The 24,241-nt window shown below is 61.4% G+C and carries 20 protein-coding genes and 2 rRNA genes (1 of these 22 cut by a window edge); 11 read left to right on the forward strand and 11 right to left on the reverse strand.

Translation table 11 applies throughout. The features are described 5' to 3' along the window. Window positions 1-152: 152 nt before the first annotated feature. The gene (locus BPRO_RS21010; protein ID WP_011485088.1) at window positions 153-1,061 is read left to right on the forward strand and encodes a LysR family transcriptional regulator; all 909 of its coding nucleotides are present in this window, start codon (window positions 153-155) and stop codon (window positions 1,059-1,061) included. Between the two features lie 32 nt (window positions 1,062-1,093). Here BPRO_RS21010 and lnt read toward each other — a convergent pair whose 3' ends face one another. Next, window positions 1,094-2,740, reverse strand: coding sequence for an apolipoprotein N-acyltransferase (lnt, locus tag BPRO_RS21015; protein ID WP_011485089.1), 1,647 nt, complete (start codon window positions 2,738-2,740; stop codon window positions 1,094-1,096). 23 nt (window positions 2,741-2,763) lie between these two features. Continuing rightward, window positions 2,764-3,546, reverse strand: coding sequence for an HlyC/CorC family transporter (locus tag BPRO_RS21020; protein WP_369794717.1), 783 nt, complete (start codon window positions 3,544-3,546; stop codon window positions 2,764-2,766). A 374-nt stretch (window positions 3,547-3,920) separates the two neighbouring features. Here BPRO_RS21020 and BPRO_RS21025 point away from each other — a divergent pair, with 374 nt between their 5' ends. Next, the gene (locus BPRO_RS21025; RefSeq protein ID WP_011485091.1) at window positions 3,921-4,244 is read left to right on the forward strand and encodes a hypothetical protein; all 324 of its coding nucleotides are present in this window, start codon (window positions 3,921-3,923) and stop codon (window positions 4,242-4,244) included. Between the two features lie 66 nt (window positions 4,245-4,310). Here the strand turns inward: BPRO_RS21025 and BPRO_RS21030 are convergent, their stop codons facing one another. Both BPRO_RS21030 and BPRO_RS21035 read right to left on the reverse strand, forming a co-directional pair. Continuing rightward, the gene (locus BPRO_RS21030) at window positions 4,311-5,048 is read right to left on the reverse strand and encodes a GNAT family N-acetyltransferase (protein WP_011485092.1); all 738 of its coding nucleotides are present in this window, start codon (window positions 5,046-5,048) and stop codon (window positions 4,311-4,313) included. A 250-nt stretch (window positions 5,049-5,298) separates the two neighbouring features. Further along, a complete protein-coding gene (locus BPRO_RS21035) occupies window positions 5,299-5,772 on the reverse strand; it encodes an Lrp/AsnC family transcriptional regulator (protein WP_011485093.1) in 474 nt (157 codons plus the stop codon). 229 nt (window positions 5,773-6,001) lie between these two features. On the opposite strand from BPRO_RS21035, the gene hppD reads away from it, so the two are divergent. From hppD to BPRO_RS21065, 6 genes are all read left to right on the forward strand, one after another. After that, window positions 6,002-7,132 carry a 4-hydroxyphenylpyruvate dioxygenase gene (gene hppD, locus BPRO_RS21040; protein ID WP_011485094.1) on the forward strand — a complete coding sequence of 377 codons (1,131 nt, stop codon included), beginning with the start codon at window positions 6,002-6,004 and terminating at the stop codon, window positions 7,130-7,132. Between the two features lie 35 nt (window positions 7,133-7,167). Then, on the forward strand, window positions 7,168-7,989 hold the full coding sequence (locus BPRO_RS21045) for a transporter substrate-binding domain-containing protein (RefSeq protein WP_011485095.1): 822 nt from the start codon (window positions 7,168-7,170) through the stop codon (window positions 7,987-7,989). Further along, window positions 7,977-8,855, forward strand: coding sequence for a phenylalanine 4-monooxygenase (gene phhA / locus BPRO_RS21050; protein WP_011485096.1), 879 nt, complete (start codon window positions 7,977-7,979; stop codon window positions 8,853-8,855). The genes BPRO_RS21045 and phhA overlap by 13 nt, the downstream gene beginning before the upstream one ends. Window positions 8,856-8,995: 140 nt before the next feature. Further along, entirely contained in the window at window positions 8,996-10,753 is a 1,758-nt protein-coding gene (locus BPRO_RS21055) for an adenylate/guanylate cyclase domain-containing protein (protein ID WP_232291441.1), read from the forward strand. A gap of 22 nt (window positions 10,754-10,775) precedes the next feature. Beyond that, window positions 10,776-11,930, forward strand: a complete 1,155-nt coding sequence (locus BPRO_RS21060) for a phosphatase PAP2 family protein (RefSeq protein ID WP_011485098.1) — start codon at window positions 10,776-10,778, stop codon at window positions 11,928-11,930. Further along, window positions 11,927-13,873 (forward strand): S8 family serine peptidase, encoded by a 1,947-nt coding sequence (locus tag BPRO_RS21065; protein ID WP_011485099.1) that lies wholly within the window; start codon window positions 11,927-11,929, stop codon window positions 13,871-13,873. The genes BPRO_RS21060 and BPRO_RS21065 overlap by 4 nt, the downstream gene beginning before the upstream one ends. 72 nt (window positions 13,874-13,945) lie before the next feature. On the opposite strand, the gene BPRO_RS21070 is transcribed toward BPRO_RS21065, so the two are convergent. From BPRO_RS21070 to BPRO_RS21090, 5 genes are all read right to left on the reverse strand, one after another. After that, window positions 13,946-14,605, reverse strand: coding sequence for a Crp/Fnr family transcriptional regulator (locus tag BPRO_RS21070; protein WP_011485100.1), 660 nt, complete (start codon window positions 14,603-14,605; stop codon window positions 13,946-13,948). Between the two features lie 213 nt (window positions 14,606-14,818). Next, window positions 14,819-15,487: a helix-turn-helix transcriptional regulator gene (locus tag BPRO_RS21075; RefSeq protein WP_011485101.1), complete on the reverse strand. Its 669-nt coding sequence runs from the start codon at window positions 15,485-15,487 to the stop codon at window positions 14,819-14,821. A gap of 199 nt (window positions 15,488-15,686) precedes the next feature. Then, a complete protein-coding gene (locus tag BPRO_RS21080; RefSeq protein ID WP_011485102.1) occupies window positions 15,687-16,601 on the reverse strand; it encodes an esterase/lipase family protein in 915 nt (304 codons plus the stop codon). A 49-nt stretch (window positions 16,602-16,650) separates the two neighbouring features. Further along, window positions 16,651-18,276 carry a GMC family oxidoreductase gene (locus BPRO_RS21085; protein WP_011485103.1) on the reverse strand — a complete coding sequence of 542 codons (1,626 nt, stop codon included), beginning with the start codon at window positions 18,274-18,276 and terminating at the stop codon, window positions 16,651-16,653. 14 nt (window positions 18,277-18,290) lie between these two features. After that, window positions 18,291-18,797, reverse strand: a complete 507-nt coding sequence (locus BPRO_RS21090; protein ID WP_011485104.1) for a hypothetical protein — start codon at window positions 18,795-18,797, stop codon at window positions 18,291-18,293. Window positions 18,798-18,864: 67 nt separating this feature from the next. Between BPRO_RS21090 and BPRO_RS21095 the strand changes: the two genes are divergently transcribed. From BPRO_RS21095 to BPRO_RS21105, 3 genes are read left to right on the forward strand one after another with little or no spacing between them, the layout of a single operon-like run. After that, window positions 18,865-19,611, forward strand: coding sequence for an FFLEELY motif protein (locus tag BPRO_RS21095; RefSeq protein WP_011485105.1), 747 nt, complete (start codon window positions 18,865-18,867; stop codon window positions 19,609-19,611). A gap of 58 nt (window positions 19,612-19,669) precedes the next feature. Continuing rightward, complete coding sequence (locus tag BPRO_RS21100; protein ID WP_011485106.1) at window positions 19,670-21,355, forward strand: AMP-binding protein; 1,686 nt, start codon at window positions 19,670-19,672, stop codon at window positions 21,353-21,355. Between the two features lie 24 nt (window positions 21,356-21,379). After that, the gene (locus BPRO_RS21105) at window positions 21,380-22,300 is read left to right on the forward strand and encodes an MBL fold metallo-hydrolase (RefSeq protein WP_011485107.1); all 921 of its coding nucleotides are present in this window, start codon (window positions 21,380-21,382) and stop codon (window positions 22,298-22,300) included. Window positions 22,301-22,505: 205 nt separating this feature from the next. On the opposite strand, the gene rrf is transcribed toward BPRO_RS21105, so the two are convergent. Together rrf and BPRO_RS21115 are read right to left on the reverse strand one after the other, a co-directional pair. Continuing rightward, window positions 22,506-22,618: ribosomal RNA gene (rrf, locus tag BPRO_RS21110) — 5S ribosomal RNA — on the reverse strand. A gap of 146 nt (window positions 22,619-22,764) precedes the next feature. Next, a 23S ribosomal RNA gene (locus BPRO_RS21115) occupies window positions 22,765-24,241 on the reverse strand; it runs 1,403 nt beyond the window's last position.

The following is a 24,241-nucleotide window of genomic DNA, read 5'->3' on the forward strand; positions in this document are numbered from 1 at the left end:
CTGACAGGCAGCCTGGGCCTGGGGGCCTTGCTGCACCACGATCTGCCCCCGCGCCTCAGGGCGAAAGGTGGCTCATCGTAGCCATGGCCAACAGGCGCAGCGATGCATAATCAAGCGCAGGGTGTGAACAAAACTCACACCCCTCCCAAGCCATGAACCTCCGGCAACTTGAAGTCTTTCAGGCCGTCATGCAGGCCGGCAACATGAGCGCGGCCGCGCGCCTGATCTGCATCACGCCTTCGGCCGTCAGCAAGACCATTGCGCATACCGAGCTCCAGCTGGGCTACAAGCTGTTCACGCGCGGCAAGGGCACGCTGGCCCCCACGCCGGAAGCCCGGGTGCTGTTCGAAGAGTCGACAGTGATCCATTGCAAGCTCGATGAACTCAAGCGCATTGCGCTCAATTTGCGGCAGGCTGACGACGGCCAGGTGCGGCTGGCCGCCATCCCGTCCATCTGCCATGAGTTCTTGCCGCTGGTGCTGGAAAAGCACCTGGCCCGCTATCCGCGCGTCAAGATTGAAGTGCGCACCCTGCACCAGGACCAGATGGTGCAGGCCCTGCTCACGCGCAGCGTCGACTTCGCGCTGGGCTACTACGAGCACCCGCACCCGCTGCTGACCAGCCAGATGCTGGTCAGGGGGCCACTCTATCTGGCGGTGACGCGGGATGTCTGGCTGCGCGCCGTACGCACCCGGCGCCTGAACCCGATGTCGTTTCTGGCCAGCATGCCACTGATCCGGCTGGTGGGCGAAGACCCCATGTGCCAGTCGATTGACGAGCTGGCCGGCCACTTGGGGCTGACGGCGCCGGCCGGCCTGCAGGTGCACACCTCCCGGCTGGCGCTGGAACTGGTCAAGCGCGGCATGGGCTGGACGGTGGTCGACTTCCTGACGGCCAGCAACCTGGATCCGTCATCCATCAGTGCCGTGGCACTGCATGACTTTGCACCGATTCCGCTGCAGATGTACTTTGCAACCAGCACGCCGCCGGGCCAGGACGCCTTGCGCCTGCTGGGCATGCTGCCAGACTTGCTGCGCGGGGTGATGGCGTCCAGCCATTGAGCAGGCCGGATATCGCGTATCGCGAGAAGGGCTCAGCGGCGGCGCAGCACCAGCGCCAGCCCCGCAATCCCCAGGCCCAGCGCCCACAGCGGCCACAGGCCATAGCGCGACACCCACCAGGCATAGGGCGTGATGCCGCTGCGCCCCTGCACTTCGCCAACCAGCGCACCGCGTGTGTGGCGCGGCAGCGCATGCGTCACCTGACCGCGGTGGTCAATGATGGCGGTGGCGCCGGTGTTGGTGGCCCGAAGCATGGGCCGGCTGAACTCCAGTGCCCGCATGCGCGAGATCTGCAGGTGCTGGTCAATCGCCACGGTGTTGCCAAACCAGGCAATGTTGCTGAGGTTGACAAACATGGTGGGCGCCAGCGCCGGATCGGTAAAGCGCGCGCCCAGCTCCTCGCCAAACAGGTCTTCGTAGCAGATGTTGGGAGCCAGCCGCTGGCCCTTCCAGTCGAAGGAAGCCTGCACCACCGTGCCGCGGTTGAAGTCACCCAGCGGGATGTTCATCATGTTGGTGAACCACCGGAACCCCGGTGGAATGAATTCGCCAAACGGCACCAGGTGATGCTTGTCATACCGGTAGGGCTGGGCGGGATTGGGCGATGAACCCGTTGATGAAGCCGGCTTGAGCCCCAGCACCGAGTTGGCGTAACCCGTCTGGGTATTGCCCAGCGGCATGCCTATCAGCGCGGCCTGTTCACCCACGGCAAAACGCCCCTGCACGGCCTGCCAGTAGCCAGGGGGCAGTTGCTGCGGCAGCAGGGGAATGGCGGTTTCAGGCGCGACCACCAGCGCGGTCTTCGCATCACGCAACTGCTCGCCGTACCAGCGCAGCGACGTGACCACACCGGTGCCCGGCTGGAATTTTTCGTTCTGGGGAATGTTGCCCTGCAGCAGCGTCACCGGCAGCAGGGGAGGCTGGTCCTGGCCGTAGGCTACGTCCGTCGCCGGCAGCCAGGCCACCGCCACACTGACAAAAACCAGGCTGATCGCTGCCAGCCAGCGGGTCTTGCGCGCGCGCAGGCACACGGCCAGCGAGGCCGCCACCAGCGCGGCCAGAAAGGTCAGCCCGTGCACACCGACCCACGCCGCCAGCGGCCTGGCCCAGCCGTCCACATGGGCATAGCCGCCTTCTCCCCAGGGAAAGCCGGTGAACAGCTTCACGCGGGCCAGCTCGGCCAGCAGCCAGAGCGCGGCAAAAACCAATGCACGTTGCGCCCGCTGAGCGGGGGCCAGCACGACAAACAAGGCAGCGGCGGCGGCATAGTACAGCCCCAGAAACACCGCCAGCAGCACAATGGCCAGCACCGTCAGCGGCGCAGCCAGGCCGCCGTAGTCATGCATGGAGATGAACAGCCACCAGAACGTGCCGCACAGCATGGCAGCGGAAAATGTCCCGCCCAGCCAGGCGGTGCGCCCCCAGGACCGGCAGCCATCGAGTTGCGCTGCCAGCAGCGTCAGCGCCAGCAATTGCAGGCCCCACAAGGGCTGGCCTTGCGCAAAGACAAAGGGAAACGGCCATGCGAGGCTGGCCGCATGAGCACTGCCGGCGACCAGAACAATCACGAACTGGAGCCACGACAGGCGACTGCGCGTTGGTGTCTGACCGAAGTGTTGCAGCAGCGCCGGCAAGGTCGGCAGCGCAGACATCATGCTTTGGATTGAACTCGGCTCCATCGGTCCCTTTCTTTTCAGAGGGCTCAGGCCCTGGCCACAACAGGCGACACCTTGAACCAGCGCACGGCTCCACCCTTGGTGTGCAGCACCGTGAATTGCAGGCCGGAGAGCGCGTAATGTTCGCCCCGCTTGGGCACATGGCCCATCTCGTGCGCCACCAGGCCGCCAATGGTTTCGAAGTCGGTTTCGGGCAGCGTGACGCCAAACGCCTCGTTGACGCGTTCGATCGAGGTGTCGCCGCTGACCCGGTAAGTGTGGTCCGAGAGCCCGAAGATGTCGCCTTCGTCCTCGGCAATGTCGAATTCGTCCTCGATCTCGCCCACGATCTGCTCCAGCACGTCTTCAATCGTGATGAGGCCGGCGACACGGCCGAACTCGTCGATGACGATGGCCAGGTGGTTGCGGTTGCCGCGGAACTCGCGCAGCAAATCATTCAGTCCCTTGCTTTCGGGCACAAACACGGCCGGACGCAGCAGCGCCTTGATGTTGAGCTCCGGCGCGCGCTGCAGCTTGAGCAGGTCCTTGGCCATCAGGATGCCCAGAATGTTTTCCTTCTCGCCCTCGTAGACCGGAAAGCGCGAGTGGGCGGTGTCAATCACCAGATGCAGCAATTCGTCAAAGGGCGCGTCGATGTTGATCACATCCATGCGCGGCGCTGCCACCATCACGTCACCGGCCGTCATATCGGCCATGCGGATCACGCCTTCGAGCATTTCGCGGCTCTGGGCGCCAATGACTTCGTTGTCCTGGGCTTCGACCAGGGTTTCTATCAGCTCGTCTTTGGAGTCGGGTCCGGGGTGGAGCATTTCAGCCAGCTTCTGCAGAAAGCCGCGCTTGTCTTCCGGCCTGGAAGATCGACTGGGGGGGGTGTCGGACACGAAGGGTGTTCGGTAGTTGTGAAGCTGCCAAGGATAGCGCAATTCCATGGCGCAACGCCGCCGCGCATCAGGCCAATCCACCGCTGACGGCATGTCCCAACAACAGCCTGCCGCCGCGCGGCGCGCCGGAGGGTAACTTTTCCACAGAAACGCCGCCAACGCGTCACGTCAAAGTCGCCACCCTGCCACTTGAATTGGGAGCCCGACCGGAGGAACATGAAGCTGCCCGGTCGGGCTTGTCCGCGGGCGCAGTTCAGTGCTTTTTGGCAATAACGGGCAATAGCTCTCCTGGAGGTATTCAGATGAAAAACCTGCCCTTGCTCAGAATTGGCTTTTCCCTCGTGTTCTGCTCTTTAAGCGCCCACGGTCAGCCCGGCAGGGAGGAGTTCGCCGGGCTTTCCGCCGAGCAGCTCAAGACGTCCTACCTGATGTGCGACCGGCGTGCCAACCGGGAATTTCTTGGGTTTGCAGATGCGGTCTTTTGCTCCCACATCTCGGAGGCCCTCAAGCACCAGGTCTTTGACGGTGATTTCGACAAACTCCTCGACTGGTGGCGGGCCCACAAGCTGTCGGAGCCCTCCGCGGTGCGCCCACAGGAAAAACCCGGAATATCGTCAAACGAATGACGGGCCTGGCCACGGGAGGCGGAGTCTGGAACCGGGGAGGTCAAGCGGGGGATCACCCCCGCGCCGCTACATCGGCATGCGGTCGCGCGAATCGCGCACGCCCTGCCGGACCTCCTGGAGCACGCCCAGGAAGTCCCAGAACTGCTTGGCCTGGACCTTGAGGCGGTAGTCGGTCTGGGCGATCTGCTCTTCCACCATTTCGGTCACGCGCGAGTCCAGGTTGGCCGGTGGCAGCTTGAGGTAGGCCTCGCTCTCGGAGCCGTCGCGCTCAATCGTGGCGCCGGCCTTGCGGGCGATGTTGAGCATGGCCGTGTTCTCGCTCAGCGCGTGGATGAACATCATGTTGACGCCCTCATTGCGGGCATGCATCACGGCGCGGTCAAACAGGCGCGCGCCATAACCCCTGCCCCGCGCCTGGGCCAGCACCGAAACGCCAAACTCCGCGCAGCTCTTGAGCTCCGGGTCGGTCGAAAACGCCAGGTGGGCCATGGCAATCAACTGCAGTTTGCGGTTGTAGATGCCAAAAATCTCGTCGCGCTCAAAGTCGAGCCCGTCGACATAGCGGCGAATCTGCTCGTCGTTGGCCGCATAGCCAAAGCGCAGGTAGCGGTCATGCGCACTGAGCGCCAGCAGGTGCGTGGCGATGCGTTCGCCATGGCTGGGTCCGATGGAGCGGATGGGCACCATGACCTGCGCCGCGGGAGAAGCGGCCGGCGGGCGCGCTGCGCCCTCGTCCACGGGGGGGCGAAAGAACTCCTTGCCCGCGTGGAGAGAAGCCTTCAAAAGTGCGCTGGGTGTAACCATGGCTCAAATATAAGGGTTTTCCCTAGATTTTCCAGTCGAAGGGGTTTGGAAGCCCCTCAATAGGGAGGCCCACCCAAAACCACATTAGACTCGCATTTTCCCAATAAACACGCCGGATGTTAGCTACCAAATCAATAGCAAATCTCACCGCCAACCCTAAAAATGTTGCGGCGCAGCAACATTTGCAGGCGCTGAATGTCTGCCATTTCCCCAAAACCACCGGCTCCGGGCGGCTCAGCCGGCCGACCTGCTACAGCGGCACGGCCGTCGTCGCTTTCACCCGGTCCAGCACAAAACTGGTTTTGCAGTCCTGCACGCTGGGGTGCTTGAGCAGGGTGTCCATGATAAAGCGGCTGTAGTGCGCCATGTCCTGTACCACCACGCGCAGCAGGTAGTCCATCTCACCCGTCAGGGCCGCACACTCCACGACCTCGGGCCAGGTTTGCACGCTGGCACGAAACAGGTCCATCGGGTTGCGCTTGTGGCTTTCGGTGTGCTTCTCCAGCCGGACATTGAGGTAAGCGGTCAGCCCCAAACCAACCGACTCGGGCTTGACCAGCGCGACGTAGCGGTCAATGACCCCGGCCTCCTCCAGCCGCTTCACGCGCCGCAGCACGGCACTGGGCGACAGGCTGACCTGCTCGGCGAGCTGGTCATAGGTTGCCCGCCCGTCAGCTTGCAGGCTGCGCAAAATATGTCGATCAAGCTTGTCCAGTGTTTCCATTCTCGATATTTTGCAGGTTTGTTGCGTCAATGGCAATTTACACGCCCCAGTTTGCAATAAAAAAGACCGCCAGCGCCGCTAAAGTTGCCTCTTGAAGCTGGCCGCCGAAGCCAGGTGAGGTCAGTTGAAGTCAGTGAATGGACTCCGTAACCAGTCACACGCCAACAGCCGGGCCAGGCCAAGCCGAACCAAGTCAGCCCATCGTCAATCCAATATTTCTGGAGACTCCATGAACGCACCCCTATCTTTCGAAACAGGCGCCGCCTGGGACAACCCCATGGGCACCGACGGTTTCGAGTTCATCGAATACGCCGCGCCGGACCCCCAGGCCATGGGCGCGCTGTTCGAGCGCATGGGCTTCAAGCCGATTGCCAGGCATCGCCATAAAGATGTGACGCTGTACCGCCAGGGCGGCATCAACTTCATCCTCAATGCCGAGCCCGATTCATTTGCGCAGCGCTTTGCACGCCAGCACGGTCCCAGCGTCTGCGCCATTGCGTTCAGGGTGCGGGATGCCAAGGCCGCTTACGAGCGCGCGATTGCGCTGGGCGCCTGGGGTTATGCCCACACCGCCGGCCCGGGCGAGCTGAACATCCCGGCCATCAAGGGCATTGGCGACTCCATCATCTATTTCATTGACCGCTGGCGCGGCAAGAACGGCGCCCGGGAAGGCGATATCGGCAACATCGGTTTTTACGATGTTGACTTCGAGCCCCTGCCGGGCGTGAGCGGCGCCGAGGCGCTGAATCCCACGGGCCATGGGCTGACCTACATTGACCACCTGACGCACAACGTGCACCGCGGCCGCATGGACGAGTGGGCCGGCTTCTACGAGCGCCTGTTCAACTTCCGCGAGATCCGCTACTTCGACATCGAAGGCCTGGTGACCGGCGTGAAAAGCAAGGCCATGACCAGCCCCTGCGGCAAGATCCGCATCCCGATCAACGAGGAAGGCAATGAGAAAGCCGGCCAGATCCAGGAGTACCTGGACCGTTACCAGGGCGAGGGCATCCAGCACATCGCCATGGGCAGCGGCAATTTGCCAGCCACCGTGGACAAGCTACGCGCCAGCGGCATCAAGCTGCTGGACACGGTAGACACCTACTACGAACTGATCGACAAGCGCATTCCAGGCCATGGCGAAAATGTGGCGGAACTGCACAAGCGAAAAATTTTGGTGGACGGCAAGAAAGGCGCGCTTCTGCTGCAGATCTTCAGTGAAAACCAGCTCGGCCCGATCTTCTTTGAATTCATCCAGCGCAAGGGCGACGAGGGTTTTGGCGAAGGCAACTTCAAGGCACTGTTCGAAAGCATCGAGCTGGACCAGATGCGCCGAGGGGTTTTGGCGAGTGCACAATAAAGTCCGTCCATTTACCCACCCTCCCGGAGATTGCCATGTCATTTCGTCAGAAACTGCAGCCCCGCCTGGTCGCACTCGGCCTTGTTTCGGCCGCGTCCTTCGTCATGCTTTCCGGCGCCTCGGCGCAGACTGCTGCTGCCAGCGTGCCGCCGGCTTCCAGCCTGGATGCCGTGCAAAAGGCGGGGGTGCTGCGCATCTGCACGCCGGGCGACTACAAGCCCTTCAGCTTCCAGAAGCCTGATGGCGCCTTTGAGGGCATTGACGTGGACCTGATGGCCTCGCTGACGGCCAGCCTGGGCGTGAAGCCCGAGTGGGTCAAGACCAGCTGGTCCAACCTCATGCCCGACATGGTGGCCGGCAAGTGCGACCTGGCCGTCGGCGGGATCTCGGTGACCACCGAGCGGCAAAAGAAAGCCTTCTTCAGCACCGCCTACATGGTCAACGGCAAGACGCCGATTGCCCGCTGCGCCGATGTTGCCAAATACCAGACGGTGGCCGACATCGACAAGCCGGCGACGCGCGTGATCTTCAACCCCGGCGGCAGCAATGAGCGCTTTGCCCGCGCCAACTTCAAGCAGGCGCAGATGCGGCTGAACCCCGAGAACCTGACGATTTTTGACGAAATCCTGGCCAACCGCGCGGATGTGTTCGTCACGGAATCGGCCGAAGCCATCACCCAGCAACGGCTCAAGCCCGGGCTGTGCGCCATCAACCCCGACAAGCCCCTGCAATACGGCGAAATGGCCTATCTGCTGCCGCGTGGCGATGTGACCTTCAAGGCCTATGTAGACCAGTGGCTGCACCTGGCCAAGGCCAGCGGCGAGTACCAGCGGGTGGAAGGACAATGGCTGAAGTAGCAGGCGGCGCCCCCGAACCGGTGGTGTACGGTCAATCCGACCGGCCACCGCGGGGCGACTATTCACGCGGCGGCCAGGTCAGGGCCGACTACACCTGCCCGCAAAACTACGCCGCCTATACCGCGGCAGACCACGACATCTACCACCGCCTGTATCAGCGCCAGTCGGCGCTGGTGCCGGGCCTGGCCTGCGATGAATTCATTGCGGCACTGCCCTTGCTGGGAGCGAAAGAGCGGATTCCGCGTTTTGAGGAAATCAACGAACGGCTGTACAAGGCCACCCGCTGGGAAATCGTCGCCGTGCCGGGGCTGATCCCTGAAGTGCCGTTTTTTACCCTGCTGGCCAACCGCAAGTTCCCGGTGACCGACTGGCTGCGCACGCCGGCGGAGTTTGACTACATCGTCGAGCCCGACGTGTTTCACGACCTGTTTGGCCATGTGCCGCTGCTGTTCAACCCGGTGTTTGCCGACCACATGCAGGCCTACGGCGCCGGCGGGCTGAAGGCCCATGCCCTGGGCGCCTGCGAGCAGCTGTCGCGCCTGTACTGGTACACGGTCGAGTTCGGCCTGATCCGCCAGGCGAACGGCCTGCGGGCCTATGGCGCCGGCATCCTGAGCTCGTCCGGCGAGCTGGCCTACGCCGTGCAGAGCCCCGAGCCCCAGCGGATTGCGCTGAATCTGCTGCGCACCATGCGCACGCGCTACAAAATCGATAGCTATCAGCAAACCTATTTCGTGATTGACAGCTTCCAGCAGCTGTTCGACATGACGGCGCCCGACTTCACGCCGCTGTACGCCCAGCTCAAGACCCTGCCCGAGCTGGCGGCCAACGCGCTTTTGGCGGAAGATGCGGTAATTCAGCGCTGAAAAACAACAGTGTGTGGCGCTCTGGAGGCGCAGCCACCCATTCAATGTTTCGTTAGAGCGGTTCCTCCTCCAAAATGAGGAGGCGAATAATTGTTACACCGCTTACGATGTCTTCCTCACTGATTGAACTCCCCCATTTCATGCATCGCAGCACCAAGGTGCTGCTGGTGATGGATGTGGTGGAGTCGGTCAGGCTCATGGAGCAGGACGAACATGACTTTGTACAGCGGTGGCAACAACTGGTGCAGCAGGCGGAGCAGCAAATTTTGCCGCTGCATGGCGGGCGCATTGTCAAAAGCCTGGGTGATGGCCTGATGCTGGAGTTTGCCAATGCGCAAAGTGGCGTCAGGGCGGCCTTCGCCCTGCAGCAGTTCAGCCAGCAGGCCAACGCCGGCCTGCGCCCTGAGCAGCAGATGCACCTGCGCATGGGTGGGCACTTAGCCAGCTTTGTGACCGACCAGCACGATATCTACGGCACAGATGTGAACCTGACGGCGCGGTTTTGCACCCTGGCCGGGCCCAGCGAGATCGTGGTTTCTGCCGAGCTTCGCGATCAACTCGTTCCCGTGCTCGATGCTGACATTGAGGACATGGGGGAGTGCTACCTCAAGCATGTAGAAAAGCCCATCCACACCTATCGCGTGGCACCGCCAGGCAAGGCGCCAACATTCGTCACCTTGCCAACCGACGACACCGAGCTGCGCCCCACGATTGCCGTGATTCCGTTCACCGCCCGCACCTCGGACCCCGACCACGCGGTGCTGGGTGAAATACTGGCTGAAGAAATCATTGCGGCCCTGTCGCGCACGCCGGACCTGAACGTCATTTCGCGTTTGTCGACCAGCGCCTTGCGCGGCCGTGACGCCAGTCTGCCCGAGGTGCAAAACCACCTGCATGCCAGCTATGTGCTGTCGGGCGCCTATCGGGTGTTGGGCCAACAGCTGATTCTGGTGACCGAACTGATTGAAGCGCGCACCGGCCGGGCCGTGTGGGGCGACAGCCTGAAGAGCACGGTGCAGGAAGTGTTGCATGGCGAAGACCGGATCACCGCAGAAGTGGTGTCGCAGTTGGGAGCCCAAATCGTGCGGACTGAAATGCAGCGCGCGGCCAGTCGCCCCTTGCCCAACCTGGAAAGCTCCACGCTGTTGATGGGTGCGATTTCCCTGATGCACCGCTCCACCCGCAGCGAGTTTGACCGTGTGCGCGAGATGCTCGAGTACCTGATTGAGCGGCATCGCCGACTGCCTACACCCCGAGCCTGGCTGGCGAAATGGCACGTGCTACAGGTCACACGCGGGCTATCTTCAGGTGGCAAGGACGAAACCAAACGGGCGCTGGAGCAGACCCAGCGGGCGCTGGACGTCGACCCAGGCTGCTCGTTGGCGTTGGCCATTGAAGGATTCGTGCATTGCCACATGCTGAAGGATCTCGATGGTGCCGCGCAGCGCTATGAGTCGGCGCTGGCGGCCAATCCGAACGATTCGCTGGCGTGGCTATTTTCTGGTGTATTGCATTCGTTTAGAGACGAAGGAGTCAAAGCGCTCGCAGCCAGCGACAGAGCCTTGAACCTGTCACCGCTCGATCCCATGCTGTACTTCTATCAGTCGCTAGCGGCCTCTGCAGCGCTCTCGGCCGGAGACTACAAGCGCGTGATCGAGCTAGCTACGGCGTCCCTGCGCTCCAACAGAGGGCATACATCCACCTATCGGGTATTGGCCGTCGCGCAAACTCTGGATGGCAATTTGGACGAGGCGAGAGCCACCGTCAAATCGCTGATGCTGCTGGAGCCAAACTTTACCGTGCAAAACTTTCTTCAACGTTCACCCAGCAGCAACTATGCGATAGGCCAGCTGTGCGCACAGGCGTTGCGGGATGCCGGCGTTCCGGAACAAATTTAAATCAACACAAAAGGAAAAACAAATGAGTCAACTAGGCGGGTTCGGGGGATTTGGCGGCTTTGGAGGGTTTGGTGGCTTCGGAGGGTTCGGGGGATTTGGCGGCTTCGGAGGGTTTGGTGGATTTGGCGGTTCGGGAAACCTTCCCGCCCTGGGCGCAAATGGTTTCCCACAAAACCCCTACACCCTGATTTCCAGCAGAGATGCCACCTTGGTCCCCCTGGATCTGGGGTCCTACCCTGTGGTTCTGCCACCGGTGGACGATCCTGCGGCCATGCAGCGCTGGGAGCCTTGGGTACGTGCTTATGTTGCACAAGCTGCGCTGCTGGAGCCGCTGGCGTTTTCAAAAGTCGGCACGGATGGCGCCGGGCTGTGGCATGTGGAGACCAATGTCGGCAGCCCTCCTGATGCCCCTCCCGCATTGACGGTGACGCCCAAGCCCCTCGCCAGGCTTAACCGCCCGGGGGTTCCCGCGTTCAAGGAGCAGGTCAAAAAAGTCCTGTCCTGGGCGGACTTGCGTGAGGAGCGCGCAGCAGAGATCGTGGCGCAGATTGACCCGCAGTTCGCATTCTGGGGTTCCGTCGTGTACCTGCACCCGTCACGCACGCCGCGAACGATCGAGCTCATGAACATCGCGCTGCTGCTGGCAGTCAATGTGGAAATGCAGTTCAAGCATGCGCTGGCCTGCTGGCGTCCGATTGAATATTCGGCACAAATCCAGCCCATCATCACCACGCCGGGTCATGGCGCCCTGCCCAGCGGGCACGCCACGCAGGCCTATATCGTCGCGCATGTGCTGCAGCGCCTGCTGGACCTGCCCGACTCCCATCCGGTGAGCGAGCAATTGCAGCGCCAGTCCGCCCGCATTGCCACCAACCGTGTCGTCGCGGGCGTGCATTTCCCGGCAGACAGCCTTGCCGGCCGTTTGCTGGGTGAAACGCTTGGTGAGTATTTTGTGGCGCGCTGCGAGACCGGAAGCGAATGGACACCGCGTTTCTTTGACGGCACCGTGATGACCGGTCAGGAAGACCTGATGCCGCCTACCCAGCCGCTGGATGGGCCCGATGCCCCGCCGTTTTACAAACCCTTTGGCACCAATGACACGGCGGCAGTTAGCGGCGTGCTCAAGTACATGTGGAACAAGGCTCTGAAAGAGTGGGAAGACGTGAAGTTCAAATGAGCTGGCAACCCATAGCCCACGGGGCCCATGTCAACTGGGCCCAGCCTGACCCCCTGACGGGGCTGGACCCCTACCTGGTCTGGGCCGATGGCTGCGGCTTTGCGCCCTATGGCGGCCTGAAACCGCCTGGCAAGATTGCCACGCTGATCGAGCTCAAAGCGGGCAAGACGGTGGCTGACCTGGTGGCGCAGTCCGGCGGTGGCGTGCAACTTGCCGATATTCCGGGCGTTTATCGCGCGCCAGGCGCACAGCCGCGGTTTTTAACGGCCTGGCCGACGGCAGCCTTCTTCGAGAGACTGAAAACCACGCTGGAAGACGTCGTGGCGCGCGCGGAAATCAGCCTGCCCGTGGTACCCGAACGTCCGAAGTTCGCTCCGCCCGCCGCCCCTACCTGCGGCCCGGCCGTTGATCGGGGCATTCAGCGCAAAACCCTCATCGGGGTGATTGACGATGGCTGCGCGTTCGCCCACTACCACTTGCGCGACTCGGCCGGCAACACGCGGGTCTGCCGGCTGTGGGACCAGGAGCAGCATGGCGCGTTTGCGCACCAGGGCGTGGTGCCCACAGACTTTGGCCGCGGCCATGAAGTCTCGGGAGCCCAGTTGCAAAACCTCATTGACCAATTCACCCGTAACGATGCGCTGGACGAAGACGCCTGCTACGCCACCGCCGACTACGACCGCCTGCGCCGAGCCGCCACGCATGGCGCGCATATCACCGATGTCTTCGCCGGCCAGGTGCCGGTGGGCTCGCTGGTCGGCAGTGCCACCATGCCGCCCAGCTGGGCCGACGCCAACGACGTTGCTTCCAGTGATGAGGCGGGCATCGTCTTTGTGCAGTTGCCCCGTGCCTGCCTGCAGGACCCTTCCGGCGCGTGGCTGGACGTGCATGTGCTGGACGCCCTTCGCTACATCCTGAGTTGTGCCGACGGGGAGACCGAGCAAATCATCATCAACCTGAGTTTCGGCCCGCAGCGCGGCCCCAATGACGGTACGGCGATGCTGGAAAAAGCGTTCGATGAACTGGGGGCGGAGTTTCCCAGCCTCACGCTGACCGTGGCGGCCGGCAACAGCTTTTCGACACGAGGGCACGCCATGTTCGAGCTCGAGGCGGGTGTCAGCAAGACCCTGCATTGGCAAGTCATGCCCGGCGATGAAACGCCCAGCTTTGTCCAGCTCTGGCTACCGCAGGACGCGCATCAGGTGGAAGTCAAAATCACACCGCCCGGCCTGCCTGCCAGCCCGTGGATCAAACCGGGCGATGCCATCGTATCGCCCAGCACGGCGAACCCCTCCTGCGGCGTGATCTACGCGCCGCATACCTCGCGCGGCAATCACGGCACCATGGTGCTGGTGGCCCTGTCGCCCTGTTCCAGCTTCAAGAGCAAGCCGCTTGCACCACACGGTATCTGGATGGTTGAAGTCAACAACAAGGCAGCAACGCCGCTGAGCCAGCCGGTTCATGCCTGGGTAGACCGTGACGACTTCAACCTGGGCACCATGGTCCGGGGCCGGCAGTCTTACTTTGTGGACCCGCTGTACGACCCTTTGCGCTACCTGAAATCGGCCACTGACGATACGCCAGGCAGCGCTGCGCTGGTACGCCGGCGCGGTACTTTGACCGGCATTGCCACCGGAACCGGGGCGCTGGTTGCGGCAGGTTACCGTCACAGCGACCGCAAGCATGTGCGCTACTCGTCGGCCGGACCGACACGCGGACCACGAGTGGGCCCCGATTGCGGCGCTGTCACCGATCAGAGTCGCAGCCTGCCGGGGCTGTTGGCGGCCGGCACGCGGGGAGCCTCAGTGGTTCGGTTGGTGGGCACCAGTGTGGCAGCACCCCAATTGGCACGCTGGGCTGCCAACGAAAAGCCGCCACCAGGGCCGGTTCCGCCGCTGAACCCGGATCCCCAGCTCGAGGGTAGCGGCTTGCTGCCGCTTTAAATTGCACCTATGCCGGAGCTGGGCGGCAGCCCGGTCAGCGGTGCGGGGGCGAGGTAAATGCCGGGGGAATAACTACCAGCGCAGGGGCAGCTTCTTGAGCAGCGTAATGCGCTTGGTTTCCATCTCGATGTAACCGCCCTTTTCCAGGTCTTTGAGCAGGCGGCTGACCATCTCGCGGGAGGCGCCGACGCGGCTGGCGATTTCCTGGTGCGTGATGGCTTCGAGCGTGACGCCGGCAGCCGTGGTGCTGGTTGTCAGGCCATCCTGCTTTTCAAGCACCGCGATGAGCCGGCCATACACGTCCAGCAGCGCCATGTTGCGCGCAGCCTCCGTGGCGTCGCGCGCGCGGCGGATGACCCGCATCACCAGATTAAGGGCAAACTCGGGCGCGCTGGCCAGGTGCTCACCCACTTCGGTGCGGTTGACGACGGCACAGGTGCAGGGCTCCACGGTGATCACCGACGCCGAGCGGGGCCCGCCATCGAGCGACATTTCACCAAAATAGTCACCCGCATGAATCCTGCCGAAAGTGATCTCCCGGCCGCTTTCGTCCATCGAAAACACCTTGACGCTGCCCTTGAGCAGCACAAACAGGCTGTCGCCAATTTCGGCTTCGTTGATCACCACCGCCTTTTTGGGGTAGCTGCGCACCATGCCGCGCACGGCCAGCGCACGCAATTCGGGGGGCAAACGGGCGTACAGGTCCTCGCCTGAGGCGGTAAATGAACTCATGATGAGGCGTAATCTAGCACGTTAGCGTCAAAAAGACGGGCCTGAGCGTTCAAAAGCGCATGCTGGCGCCGGCAAAACCGGTCTTTTGCGGAGTTCGCAAGCCCCTCAACACGGCTCAAGCCATGCGGCAACACCCGGAGCAAGGTGCCGGGATAACCAACCAACCTGCCGGCAGCAAGTGGAGGATCGGGTCACGTCACGCCGTGATAACCCTCAGTGCATTTTCCCCAGTGGCAGGGGCGCAATGGGCGGCAGGATGGCCACCCGGTTGACCAGCTCGCGAACGCCGCTGGAAGCGGTTTTGATGCACAGGCTGCGAACATGGCTGCGCACGGTTGACACAGCCACCTTCATCTGGAGCGCGATTTCCGGGGTGCTCAGGCAGCGGCACAACGAGGCCAGCACCTGCTCTTCGGTGTGCGTGAGGCCATGGCTGCGGGCAAACGAGCCGAAAACGCCCGAGTCGCAGACGCCCGGGCGCGACAAAAACAGCGCGATGCGTTCGCAGGGTGCCCCCATCTGGCGATTGAGGGGAATGACGGCCAGCATGACATCCGCGCCGCTAGCCGTCAACTTGAGCAGACTGCGTTTGCCGTCCACGGCTTTGCCCAAGGCAACCTGGAGTGCCGTGGCATCGGTGGATGAAACGACTTTGAGTTCACCATGACTGGCGTTCAACACAAAACCACGCGCAAGCTCGCGGCGTGCCGCCTGGTTGGCGTGGAAAATCCGGCCCTGCACGTTGATGACCAGCACACCATGGGCCAGTTCATCCATCAGCAAGGCCATCAGGTCCGGCTCATTGTCCGTGGCCGCATCCAGGCCACCGGGAGCCAGCGGCAGACTGGCATTTAAAAGGCCGTTATCCAGCATTGTTTGCATATTCAAGTCGCTCCATCCTCTAAATAGATGAGCGTAGAAAGTCGCGGCTGATCTGGATAGTGAATCTGGTCGCCGATTTTTGTGCGAAATTACCATGTCAACGGTCCTGGCGCCTCTTGGGCTACCGCCAGCGCCGGGGCATGCGTTGCCTGCGGCTTGATTGGCATCTCACCGGCCGCACAAACGGCATGAACCTGGCTCAGGACAACGGATCGTCCAGCATGGCCAGCGTGGCATTCATGACGGGTGGCAAAAACGCCAGCTGCACATGGGCGGCGCCGCGCACCAGGCGGTTATCGGCCCCGGGCAGGGTGGCGGTCGAGGCTGGAAACACGATGTTGTCGCAGTTGGAATACCAGCAGGTAAAGAGCGTGTGGCGATCCTCGGGCATCTGATGGTCCAGCTGCGCCTGCCAGTCGGACAGCAAACGCATTTGGCGGCTGTTGTGGCCATGACCGAAGCGCGCCAGCCAGGTACCGCTGTGCGGCGTTCCTATGGTCACCACCTGGAACACCCGGGCCTCGGCTTTCATGTGCTTGAGCCAGGCCCTGGCGGCCAGCCCGCCCATGCTGTGGCAGACCAGCAGCGGCGGCAAGCCGGTGGCGCGGGTGACCTGCTGGACGGCTTCTTCGATCTGCGGCGCATAGTCGTCGATCGATCCGAACAGGGGCTCCAGGCTGAGGGCTATGAAGGCGTGCCCCCGGCCCTGCAGGCGTTGCAACCAGGGAGTCCACAAACCGCGGTTGCAGAAAAAGCCATGCACAAACACCACGCCGCGCCGCCCGTGGACCACGGCGTGCGGTGCAAGCTGGTCCGGGATGGCATTGGCACGAAAGGGCTGGCGCCAGCAGAACACCTGCGGCGCCGTCCATGTTTCGCCCAGCCAGGCACGCAAAAGCTCTTTCCAGGTGGCTTCAGGCACCGGCACCGGGTCTGCCTTGTTGATCACCCGAAGCAGCATGAATTCGATGGCAAGAAAGGCCGCATGGCCAAAGGTGATCACCAGGAACCCCGCCATGGCCAGCCAGGGCCTGCTGCTGCCGAAGTAAAGCAGCCAGCCGCAGGCCGCGGCCACCAGGGTCAGGGTGATGAGTCTTTGTAGATGTGCCAGCATGGAGCAACAAGCGCAGGCCTGCAGTATCTCAGGCCCTTACCTCAGGCCCTCAGGCCAGTGCGACATCCCGACCGGACAGCCGTTTGGCCAGATCCTGCGCGAGACGGTTCACCGCGCCGTAAATCGACAGCTGCGGATTGGCACCGATGCTGGTGGGAAACAGGGAGCCGTCATGAATCGACAGGTTGTCCAACTGCCAATGCACGCCGTCGGGGCGCGTCACGCCCAGGCGCTCGGCGCCTGCCAGTCCGCAGCCGCCCATGACGTGCGCGCTCACGACCTTGGTGAGCCTGGGTTTCATCGGCAGCGCCTTCACGGCTTCACGGGCCTGCGCCCACGAGGTGTAGGGCCGCGCCATCTCATGCAGGGGCAACACCTGCCGGGCACCCGCGGCAAACTGGATTTCCATCATGGACAGCAGCGCGCGGCGGCCGCCCTCCATCACATAGTCGGTCAGCGGATAGTCCAGCACGGCGGAGTCGTCGCTGCGCAGCTTGACCTTGCCGCCAGGCGACTCCTCATGAAAGCCATCGCGCAGCAGCGCCAGCAGCGTATGGTTGTGGGGAAATGACGTGAGCAGATCATGCTGCCCCTGGCCGAAGCCTGGCACCGTTGACGCAAAAATCACGGGGTGCAGCGGCGGCGCCTCCAGCTTGTAGCCGATGGGGCCGTCCAGTGGCTGGGTGTCCAGAAAATGATCGGAGTAGATGGCTTGCGGCGCGCCATTCCAGGCCTCCACTTTTTGCTCGAACACACTGGACGACATCACCACGGGATGCAGGAAAGTCCTGGCGCCCAGCCGGCCGTGCGGGTCGGGTGCGCCCGAGCGCAGCAGCACCGCCGGCGAGTTGATGGCGCCACCGGCCAGCACGTAGTGTTTTGCTTTTATTTTTATAACTTCGCCTGATGGGTTTACAGGGGCCAATGCCCCATTAGGCGCGACAGCCCGGCAAATCAGCGCGGTCACCTTGCCATTGGCGAACTCAAACTTCTCGGCGCGGGTTTCGGTTAGCAGCTGCGCGCCCCGATCGAGCGCGGCGGGGATGGAGGTGACCAGCATGGACTGCTTGGCGTTGGTGGGGCAGCCCAGCCCGCACGACCCCAGATTCCAGCAGTCTTTGACATTGCGCGAAATGACGGCGACAGGAATCCCGAGCGCGGCCGCACCGCGGCGCAGCAAGTCGTTGTTCTCGTTGGGCGCGACGCGCCATGGCTGGATGTTCAGTCGCTGCTCGGCCTGCGCGAAGTACGGCGCCAGGGCTGGGGCGGTGTAGCCGCTCAGGCCAAACCGGTCTTGCCAGAATTGAAGCGTGGCGGGCGGAGTGCGAAAAGAACTGGTCCAGTTGACCGTGGTGGAACCACCGACGCAGCGCCCCTGCAGGATGTTGATGGCCTTATCTTCGGTTTTGCGGGCAGCGCTTTCCTGGTAGAGCGAAGGATACGCTTCGGACTCCTTCTGGTTGAAGTCGCTGCTGCTCTTCAAGGGCCCCTCTTCGATGATGAGCACCTGCAGCCCGGCCTTGGCCAGCAACTCGGCCGTGATGCCGGCACCCGCGCCACTGCCAATGATGGCTACATCGCAAACAATTTTTGCCGGGACAGGGCCCAGCGCGCCACCCGAGACTTTCCAGCCGCGCTGAATGCCCTCGCGGATCGGGTCGCTCATTTGACTCATGCCGGTATTGATCCTCAGATTTTCAGGGGGCCGGGATACCCCAGCATGGACCAGCTGGCCTGATCCGAGAAGTAGGCGCTCGCCGTGATGTCGTGGAGTGCCGCATAGGCCTGCTGCCGCAAGGCGAGGCTGGACAGGCGCATGTTCTGCAGCACCTGCTGGATGTCGGCGACAGCCGCCTCGGCCCACGGCTGGGCAAGGCCGGCAAATGTGCGGCGACCCGCCGCGCTGGCCAGCAATGACAGCAGTTGCGACAACTCGCTTTGCGCGTGAGGTGGTAGTGATTGCACGAGGGCATCAATCCGATGGAGCAAGCCCTTGAGCGCCATCTGGCGTGCAGCGGGATCAACCGGCAGGCTCTTGTCGAGAACAGCCTGGGCAACAGCCGCAAACACCCCGCGCCCGGCAGAACTCAATGAACCACGCTCGAGCCCGGGCTGCAGCAGGGCCGCAGCGCCACCGGCCAACGCAAGCACGGCCGCCGAGACCATGCCGAGCTTGAGAAGCGTTCGCCTTTGCATGCGGGAAGTTTCTCATAGGCTCCCGCATTTCAATAGAGCACCGTACCTAGATAAACTCCGGGTTTGTATGAACTCAACTGCAAACGATATCCAGGATGCGCTGCAAGCTGTAGCCGGGATTCGGCAGTTGCATGCGGCGGATCCCGCACTGGCACGGGCCAGCGCTGAAATCAAGCGTTTTCAGGCGCGCCGCTTTGAGGCCACTTACGTTGACCTTCTGCACAGCCCGCGCTATAAAACCGCTGCCTCCTTCTTCCTGCAGGAGCTGTACAGCGACCAGGACTACACCGAGCGTGACCAGCAGTTTGCCCGCATCGCCAACACCATCGCCAGGATCTTTCCGCAGCCCGTTGTGAACACGGCGGCTGCGCTGGCCGAGGCGCATGCGTTGACGGAGAAGCTGGACGACCTGATGGCCCGGCAGTGGCTGGCTGACAAGTCGACCCCTTCGGGCGGCAGCGAGTGCGCGCGCTACATCCGGTGCTGGCGCCGCGTGGGGGACGCGGGTGCACGGCAGAGGCAGCTCGACATGGTGCTTCACCTGGGGCACGAATTGAACCACCTGACGCGCAAGCCGGGACTGCGCATGCTGCTCAAGATGATGCGCCGGCCGGCAGCTGCTGCGGGGCTGAGTTCGCTGCAGCATTTTCTGGAAGCCGGCTTTGACGCTTTTGCCGACATGCGAGGGGCGGACGACTTCCTGGAGTTGATAGCCAAGCGTGAAGCAGAGTGGATTCGCTCGCTGTTTGAGAGCGAGGCTGTCACCTGCGAGACCCAATTGAGCCATTTACTGGCTGCCGGCGCACGGCATTAGGACAAGCCCCATGGGTCTTCTGCTGCAGGGCTTACACAATGAGCCGCAAGGAGTTTGTATGAACAGGCATTGGCTCACAAGTTACCCCGAGGGCGTCCCTCACGAAATCGATCCGGAACAGTTCCGTTCGCTCAACCAGCTGCTGGAAGACTCCTTCAGGAAGAATGCGTCGAAACCGTTTTCGGTCTGCATGGACCGCTGGATGTCTTACGCCCAGCTGGATGACTTGTCGTCGGCCCTGGGGGCCTGGCTGCAAAGTCTGGGGCTGGAGCCGGGCGCACGGGTGGCCATCATGCTGCCCAACATTCCCCAGTTCGCGGTAACCATGGCAGCCGTGCTGCGTGCCGGCTATACCTGCGTGAACGTGAATCCGCTCTATACCGCGCGTGAACTGGAGCACCAGCTCAAGGACTCCGGCGCCACCACGATTGTCATTCTCGAAAACTTTGCGGGCACGCTGGCCGAAGTCGTTGAGCGGACGCCGGTCAAGAACATCGTCATGGCGTCCATGGGCGATCTGCTTGGCTTCTGGTACGGAGCCTGGATCACCTTTGCAGTCCGCCACCTGGCCAAGCTGGTACCGGCTTACAAGCTGCCGCTCGGTGACGGCCGTACCGTGACCACTTTCAGCCAGGCTGTTGCCGACGGCGCCAAGCGCTCGCTCGCGCCTGCGCAAAGCAATCTGGATTCGATCGCCTTTCTGCAGTACACCGGCGGGACCACGGGCTTGTCGAAGGGAGCGGTACTCACCCACCGCAATATCGTCGCCGCCATCTTGCAGGCCGAAGCCTGGTTTACTCCGGCGCTGCGGCGGATCGGCGATGTGAGCACAACGAACAACATTGCGGCACTGCCGCTGTATCACATCTTCGCGCTCACCCTGTGCCTGCTCACCATGCGCTGGGGCGCGCATTTGACACTGGTCCCGAATCCGCGTGACTTTGGCAAATTCATTGAGGTGCTGAAAAAGCGGCCCTTCCATTTGCTGCCGGGAGTCAACACCCTGTTCAATGCCTTGCTGCAGCATCCACAGTTCAAGACTGTGGACTTTTCCAGCCTGTGCGTCTCCCAGGCAGGTGGCATGGCGGCGTCTGCGGGTACCGCCAAGCAGTGGCTGCAAGTCACCGGCTGCCCCATGATCGAGGGCTGGGGCATGAGTGAGACCTGCGCCATCGGGACGAACAACCCGGTGACAAACCGGGAATTCACCGGCACCATCGGGTTGCCGCTACCCAGCATTGAGCTGGCCATCAAGGGCGAGGATGGCAACTCACTTGCGCCCGGCGAGTCGGGCGAGATCTGCATCAGGGGCCCGCAGGTGATGACCGGCTATTACCGCCAGCCAGACGAAAATGAGAAGGCGTTTACCCGCGACGGTTTTATGCGCACCGGCGACATCGGCATCATGGATGAGCGCGGGTACACCAAAATTGTGGACCGCAAGAAGGACATGATCATTGTTTCGGGTTTCAATGTCTTCCCGAATGAGCTGGAGAACGTGATTTCCTTGTGCCCCGGCGTCGTGGAGTGCGCGGCCATTGGGATCGCTGATGACAAGCAGGGCGAAGCCATCAAGGTGTTTGTCGTGAAGAACGACCCTACGCTGACTGAAGATGATGTAAGCGCCTATTGCAAACAGCATTTCACGGGCTACAAACGTCCCAAGTACATCGAATTTCGCGATGATCTTCCCAAATCCAATGTCGGGAAAATCCTCAGGCGCGAACTCCGCGCAGCGGCCTGACGCCCGGCCCGCAGTATTACGCGAATGACCACGCCCACCTTGCCTGGCGGTATGCATGTTTTTGAGCGCGGATGGCTATCGTCCAACAATATCCTGTTTGTGGATGGCGAGGACAGCTTAATGGTGGACAGTGGCTACTGCAGCCACTCGGCACAGACGCTATCGCTGGTGGAGGCTGCACTGGGTGGACGAAGCCTTGATTTTCTCGTCAATACCCATTTGCACAGCGATCACTGTGGCGGCAATGCGGCTTTGCAGGCCCGTTATCCAGATATGGAAACATGGATCCCGCCCGGCCATGCACAGCAGGTCGCCCAGTGGGACCCGGTAGCCCTGACCTATCAGCCAACCGGTCAGCTTTGCCCGCGTTTCGGGTTCGACCAGACGCTTCAGCCAGGTACGCAAGTACCATTTGGCGCGAGCAATTGGCAGGTCCATGCGGCAACTGGACATGACCCCCACTCACTGGTATTTTTTGAACCTGCCGAAAGGGTGCTCATATCTGCCGACGCTCTGTGGGAAAACGGTTTTGGCGTGGTCTTTCCGGAGCTGGAGGGAGTCGATGCCTTTGCAGAGGTTGCCGCAACACTGGACATGATTGAGCGCCTGGCGCCGAAAACCGTGATCCCGGGGCACGGCCGGGTTTTCGCCTACACCCCCGAGGTCCTGGCTCGCGCACGCCAGCGCCTCGACGCCTTTGTCAGCAACCCCGTCAAACACGCACACCATGCGGCAAAGGTGCTGCTCAAATTCAAACTGCTCGAAACCCAAAGGCAATCCTTTGATGAATTCACGCAGTGGGCCACCAGGACGCCCTATTTCATGTTGCTCAATGAACAATTTTTTGGGAGTGTCCCGCTTCGCCCGTGGATAGAGCATCTGTGCCTGGAGCTGGTCAGCGCCGGCGTGGCCCGAAGAGAAGGCGCCTATCTGCTGAATGCTTGACTCACGCGGTGTTGCTGAAGCGAGCTACGAACCACGAACCTGGTGCCGCTGTTTTATCCCAGGCAAGTGAAATGCAAAAAAGCCCACATCATTGGATGCGGGCTTCTTACTTCAGATTTCTTATTTTAGGTGCCAACTGAAATCGTTGGCACAAAAGAAAACGCCCAGCTGATCAAAAATCAACCGGGCGTTCCTCGCTGTAAGAGCCTGACGATGTCCTACTTTCACACGGGAATCCGCACTATCATCGGCGCTAAGTCGTTTCACTGTCCTGTTCGGGATGGGAAGGAGTGGTACCAACTTGCTATGGTCATCAGGCATAACTTTTTGATCGATTGTTCGGAGAACAACCCATCGAATTCATAGAGCAAATCAGCTTTTATTTAGTAGTTGCACATCCGGTTGGGGATGCGTCTTTTGAATGCGTCAACTTGGCATAACAACTTTGAATGAATCAAAGTTATAGGGTCAAGCCGCACGAGCAATTAGTATCAGTTAGCTTAACGCATTACTGCGCTTCCACACCTGACCTATCAACGTCCTGGTCTTGAACGACTCTTCAGGGGGCTCAAGGCCCCGGCAGATCTAATCTTGAAACGAGTTTCCCGCTTAGATGCTTTCAGCGGTTATCTCTTCCGAACTTAGCTACCCGGCAATGCCACTGGCGTGACAACCGGTACACCAGAGGTTCGTCCACTCCGGTCCTCTCGTACTAGGAGCAGGCTTCCTCAAATCTGCAGCGCCCACGGAAGATAGGGACCAAACTGTCTCACGACGTTTTAAACCCAGCTCACGTACCTCTTTAAATGGCGAACAGCCATACCCTTGGGACCGGCTACAGCCCCAGGATGAGATGAGCCGACATCGAGGTGCCAAACACCGCCGTCGATATGAACTCTTGGGCGGTATCAGCCTGTTATCCCCAGAGTACCTTTTATCCGTTGAGCGATGGCCCTTCCATACAGAACCACCGGATCACTATGTCCTGCTTTCGCATCTGCTCGACTTGTCAGTCTCGCAGTTAAGCACGCTTATGCCATTGCACTATTAGCACGATGTCCGACCGTACCTAGCGTACCTTCGAACTCCTCCGTTACACTTTGGGAGGAGACCGCCCCAGTCAAACTGCCTACCATGCACTGTCCCCGATCCAGATAATGGACCTAGGTTAGAACCTCAAACACACCAGGGTGGTATTTCAACGTTGGCTCCACCCGATCTAGCGACCGGGCTTCAAAGCCTCCCACCTATCCTACACAGATCTGTTCAAAGTCCAATACAAAGCTACAGTAAAGGTTCATGGGGTCTTTCCGTCTTTCCGCGGGGAGATTGCATCATCACAAACATTTCAACTTCGCTGAGTCTCAGGAGGAGACAGTGTGGCCATCATTACGCCATTCGTGCAGGTCGGAACTTACCCGACAAGGAATTTCGCTACCTTAGGACCGTTATAGTTACGGCCGCCGTTTACTGGGACTTCAATCAAGAGCTTGCACCCCATCATTTAATCTTCCAGCACCGGGCAGGCGTCACACCCTATACGTCGACTTTCGTCTTAGCAGAGTGCTGTGTTTTTAATAAACAGTTGCAGCCACCGATTTTTTGCAGCCTCATTGGGCTCCCCAAGTAAATGGTTCACCTACTAAAGGCACACCTTCTTCCGAAGTTACGGTGTCAATTTGCCGAGTTCCTTCTCCTGAGTTCTCTCAAGCGCCTTAGAATACTCATCTCGCGCACCAGTGTCGGTTTGCGGTACGGTCGTGTGTAGCTGAAGCTTAGTGGCTTTTCCTGGAAGCAGGGTATCACTCACTTCGTCTGCAAGCAGACTCGTTATCACCCCTCATCTAAGCCCGGCGGATTTACCTACCAGGCACGACTACAGGCTTGAACCAACATATCCAACAGTTGGCTGAGTTAACCTTCTCCGTCCCCACATCGCAC

It is taken from the genome of Polaromonas sp. JS666 (assembly GCF_000013865.1).
Classification (GTDB): Bacteria; Pseudomonadota; Gammaproteobacteria; order Burkholderiales; family Burkholderiaceae_C; genus Polaromonas.

Excerpts from the sequence above, each read along its gene's own strand:
- BPRO_RS21010 (WP_011485088.1), top strand. The coding sequence starts at position 153 with ATGAACCTCCGGCAACTTGAAGTCTTTCAGGCCGTCATGCAGGCCGGC.
- lnt (WP_011485089.1), bottom strand. The coding sequence starts at position 2,740 with ATGGAGCCGAGTTCAATCCAAAGCATGATGTCTGCGCTGCCGACCTTG.
- BPRO_RS21020 (WP_369794717.1), bottom strand. The coding sequence starts at position 3,546 with ATGCTCCACCCCGGACCCGACTCCAAAGACGAGCTGATAGAAACCCTG.
- BPRO_RS21025 (WP_011485091.1), top strand. The coding sequence starts at position 3,921 with ATGAAAAACCTGCCCTTGCTCAGAATTGGCTTTTCCCTCGTGTTCTGC.
- BPRO_RS21030 (WP_011485092.1), bottom strand. The coding sequence starts at position 5,048 with ATGGTTACACCCAGCGCACTTTTGAAGGCTTCTCTCCACGCGGGCAAG.
- BPRO_RS21035 (WP_011485093.1), bottom strand. The coding sequence starts at position 5,772 with ATGGAAACACTGGACAAGCTTGATCGACATATTTTGCGCAGCCTGCAA.
- hppD (WP_011485094.1), top strand. The coding sequence starts at position 6,002 with ATGAACGCACCCCTATCTTTCGAAACAGGCGCCGCCTGGGACAACCCC.
- BPRO_RS21045 (WP_011485095.1), top strand. The coding sequence starts at position 7,168 with ATGTCATTTCGTCAGAAACTGCAGCCCCGCCTGGTCGCACTCGGCCTT.
- phhA (WP_011485096.1), top strand. The coding sequence starts at position 7,977 with ATGGCTGAAGTAGCAGGCGGCGCCCCCGAACCGGTGGTGTACGGTCAA.
- BPRO_RS21055 (WP_232291441.1), top strand. The coding sequence starts at position 8,996 with ATGCATCGCAGCACCAAGGTGCTGCTGGTGATGGATGTGGTGGAGTCG.
- BPRO_RS21060 (WP_011485098.1), top strand. The coding sequence starts at position 10,776 with ATGAGTCAACTAGGCGGGTTCGGGGGATTTGGCGGCTTTGGAGGGTTT.
- BPRO_RS21065 (WP_011485099.1), top strand. The coding sequence starts at position 11,927 with ATGAGCTGGCAACCCATAGCCCACGGGGCCCATGTCAACTGGGCCCAG.
- BPRO_RS21070 (WP_011485100.1), bottom strand. The coding sequence starts at position 14,605 with ATGAGTTCATTTACCGCCTCAGGCGAGGACCTGTACGCCCGTTTGCCC.
- BPRO_RS21075 (WP_011485101.1), bottom strand. The coding sequence starts at position 15,487 with ATGCAAACAATGCTGGATAACGGCCTTTTAAATGCCAGTCTGCCGCTG.
- BPRO_RS21080 (WP_011485102.1), bottom strand. The coding sequence starts at position 16,601 with ATGCTGGCACATCTACAAAGACTCATCACCCTGACCCTGGTGGCCGCG.
- BPRO_RS21085 (WP_011485103.1), bottom strand. The coding sequence starts at position 18,276 with ATGAGTCAAATGAGCGACCCGATCCGCGAGGGCATTCAGCGCGGCTGG.
- BPRO_RS21090 (WP_011485104.1), bottom strand. The coding sequence starts at position 18,797 with ATGCAAAGGCGAACGCTTCTCAAGCTCGGCATGGTCTCGGCGGCCGTG.
- BPRO_RS21095 (WP_011485105.1), top strand. The coding sequence starts at position 18,865 with ATGAACTCAACTGCAAACGATATCCAGGATGCGCTGCAAGCTGTAGCC.
- BPRO_RS21100 (WP_011485106.1), top strand. The coding sequence starts at position 19,670 with ATGAACAGGCATTGGCTCACAAGTTACCCCGAGGGCGTCCCTCACGAA.
- BPRO_RS21105 (WP_011485107.1), top strand. The coding sequence starts at position 21,380 with ATGACCACGCCCACCTTGCCTGGCGGTATGCATGTTTTTGAGCGCGGA.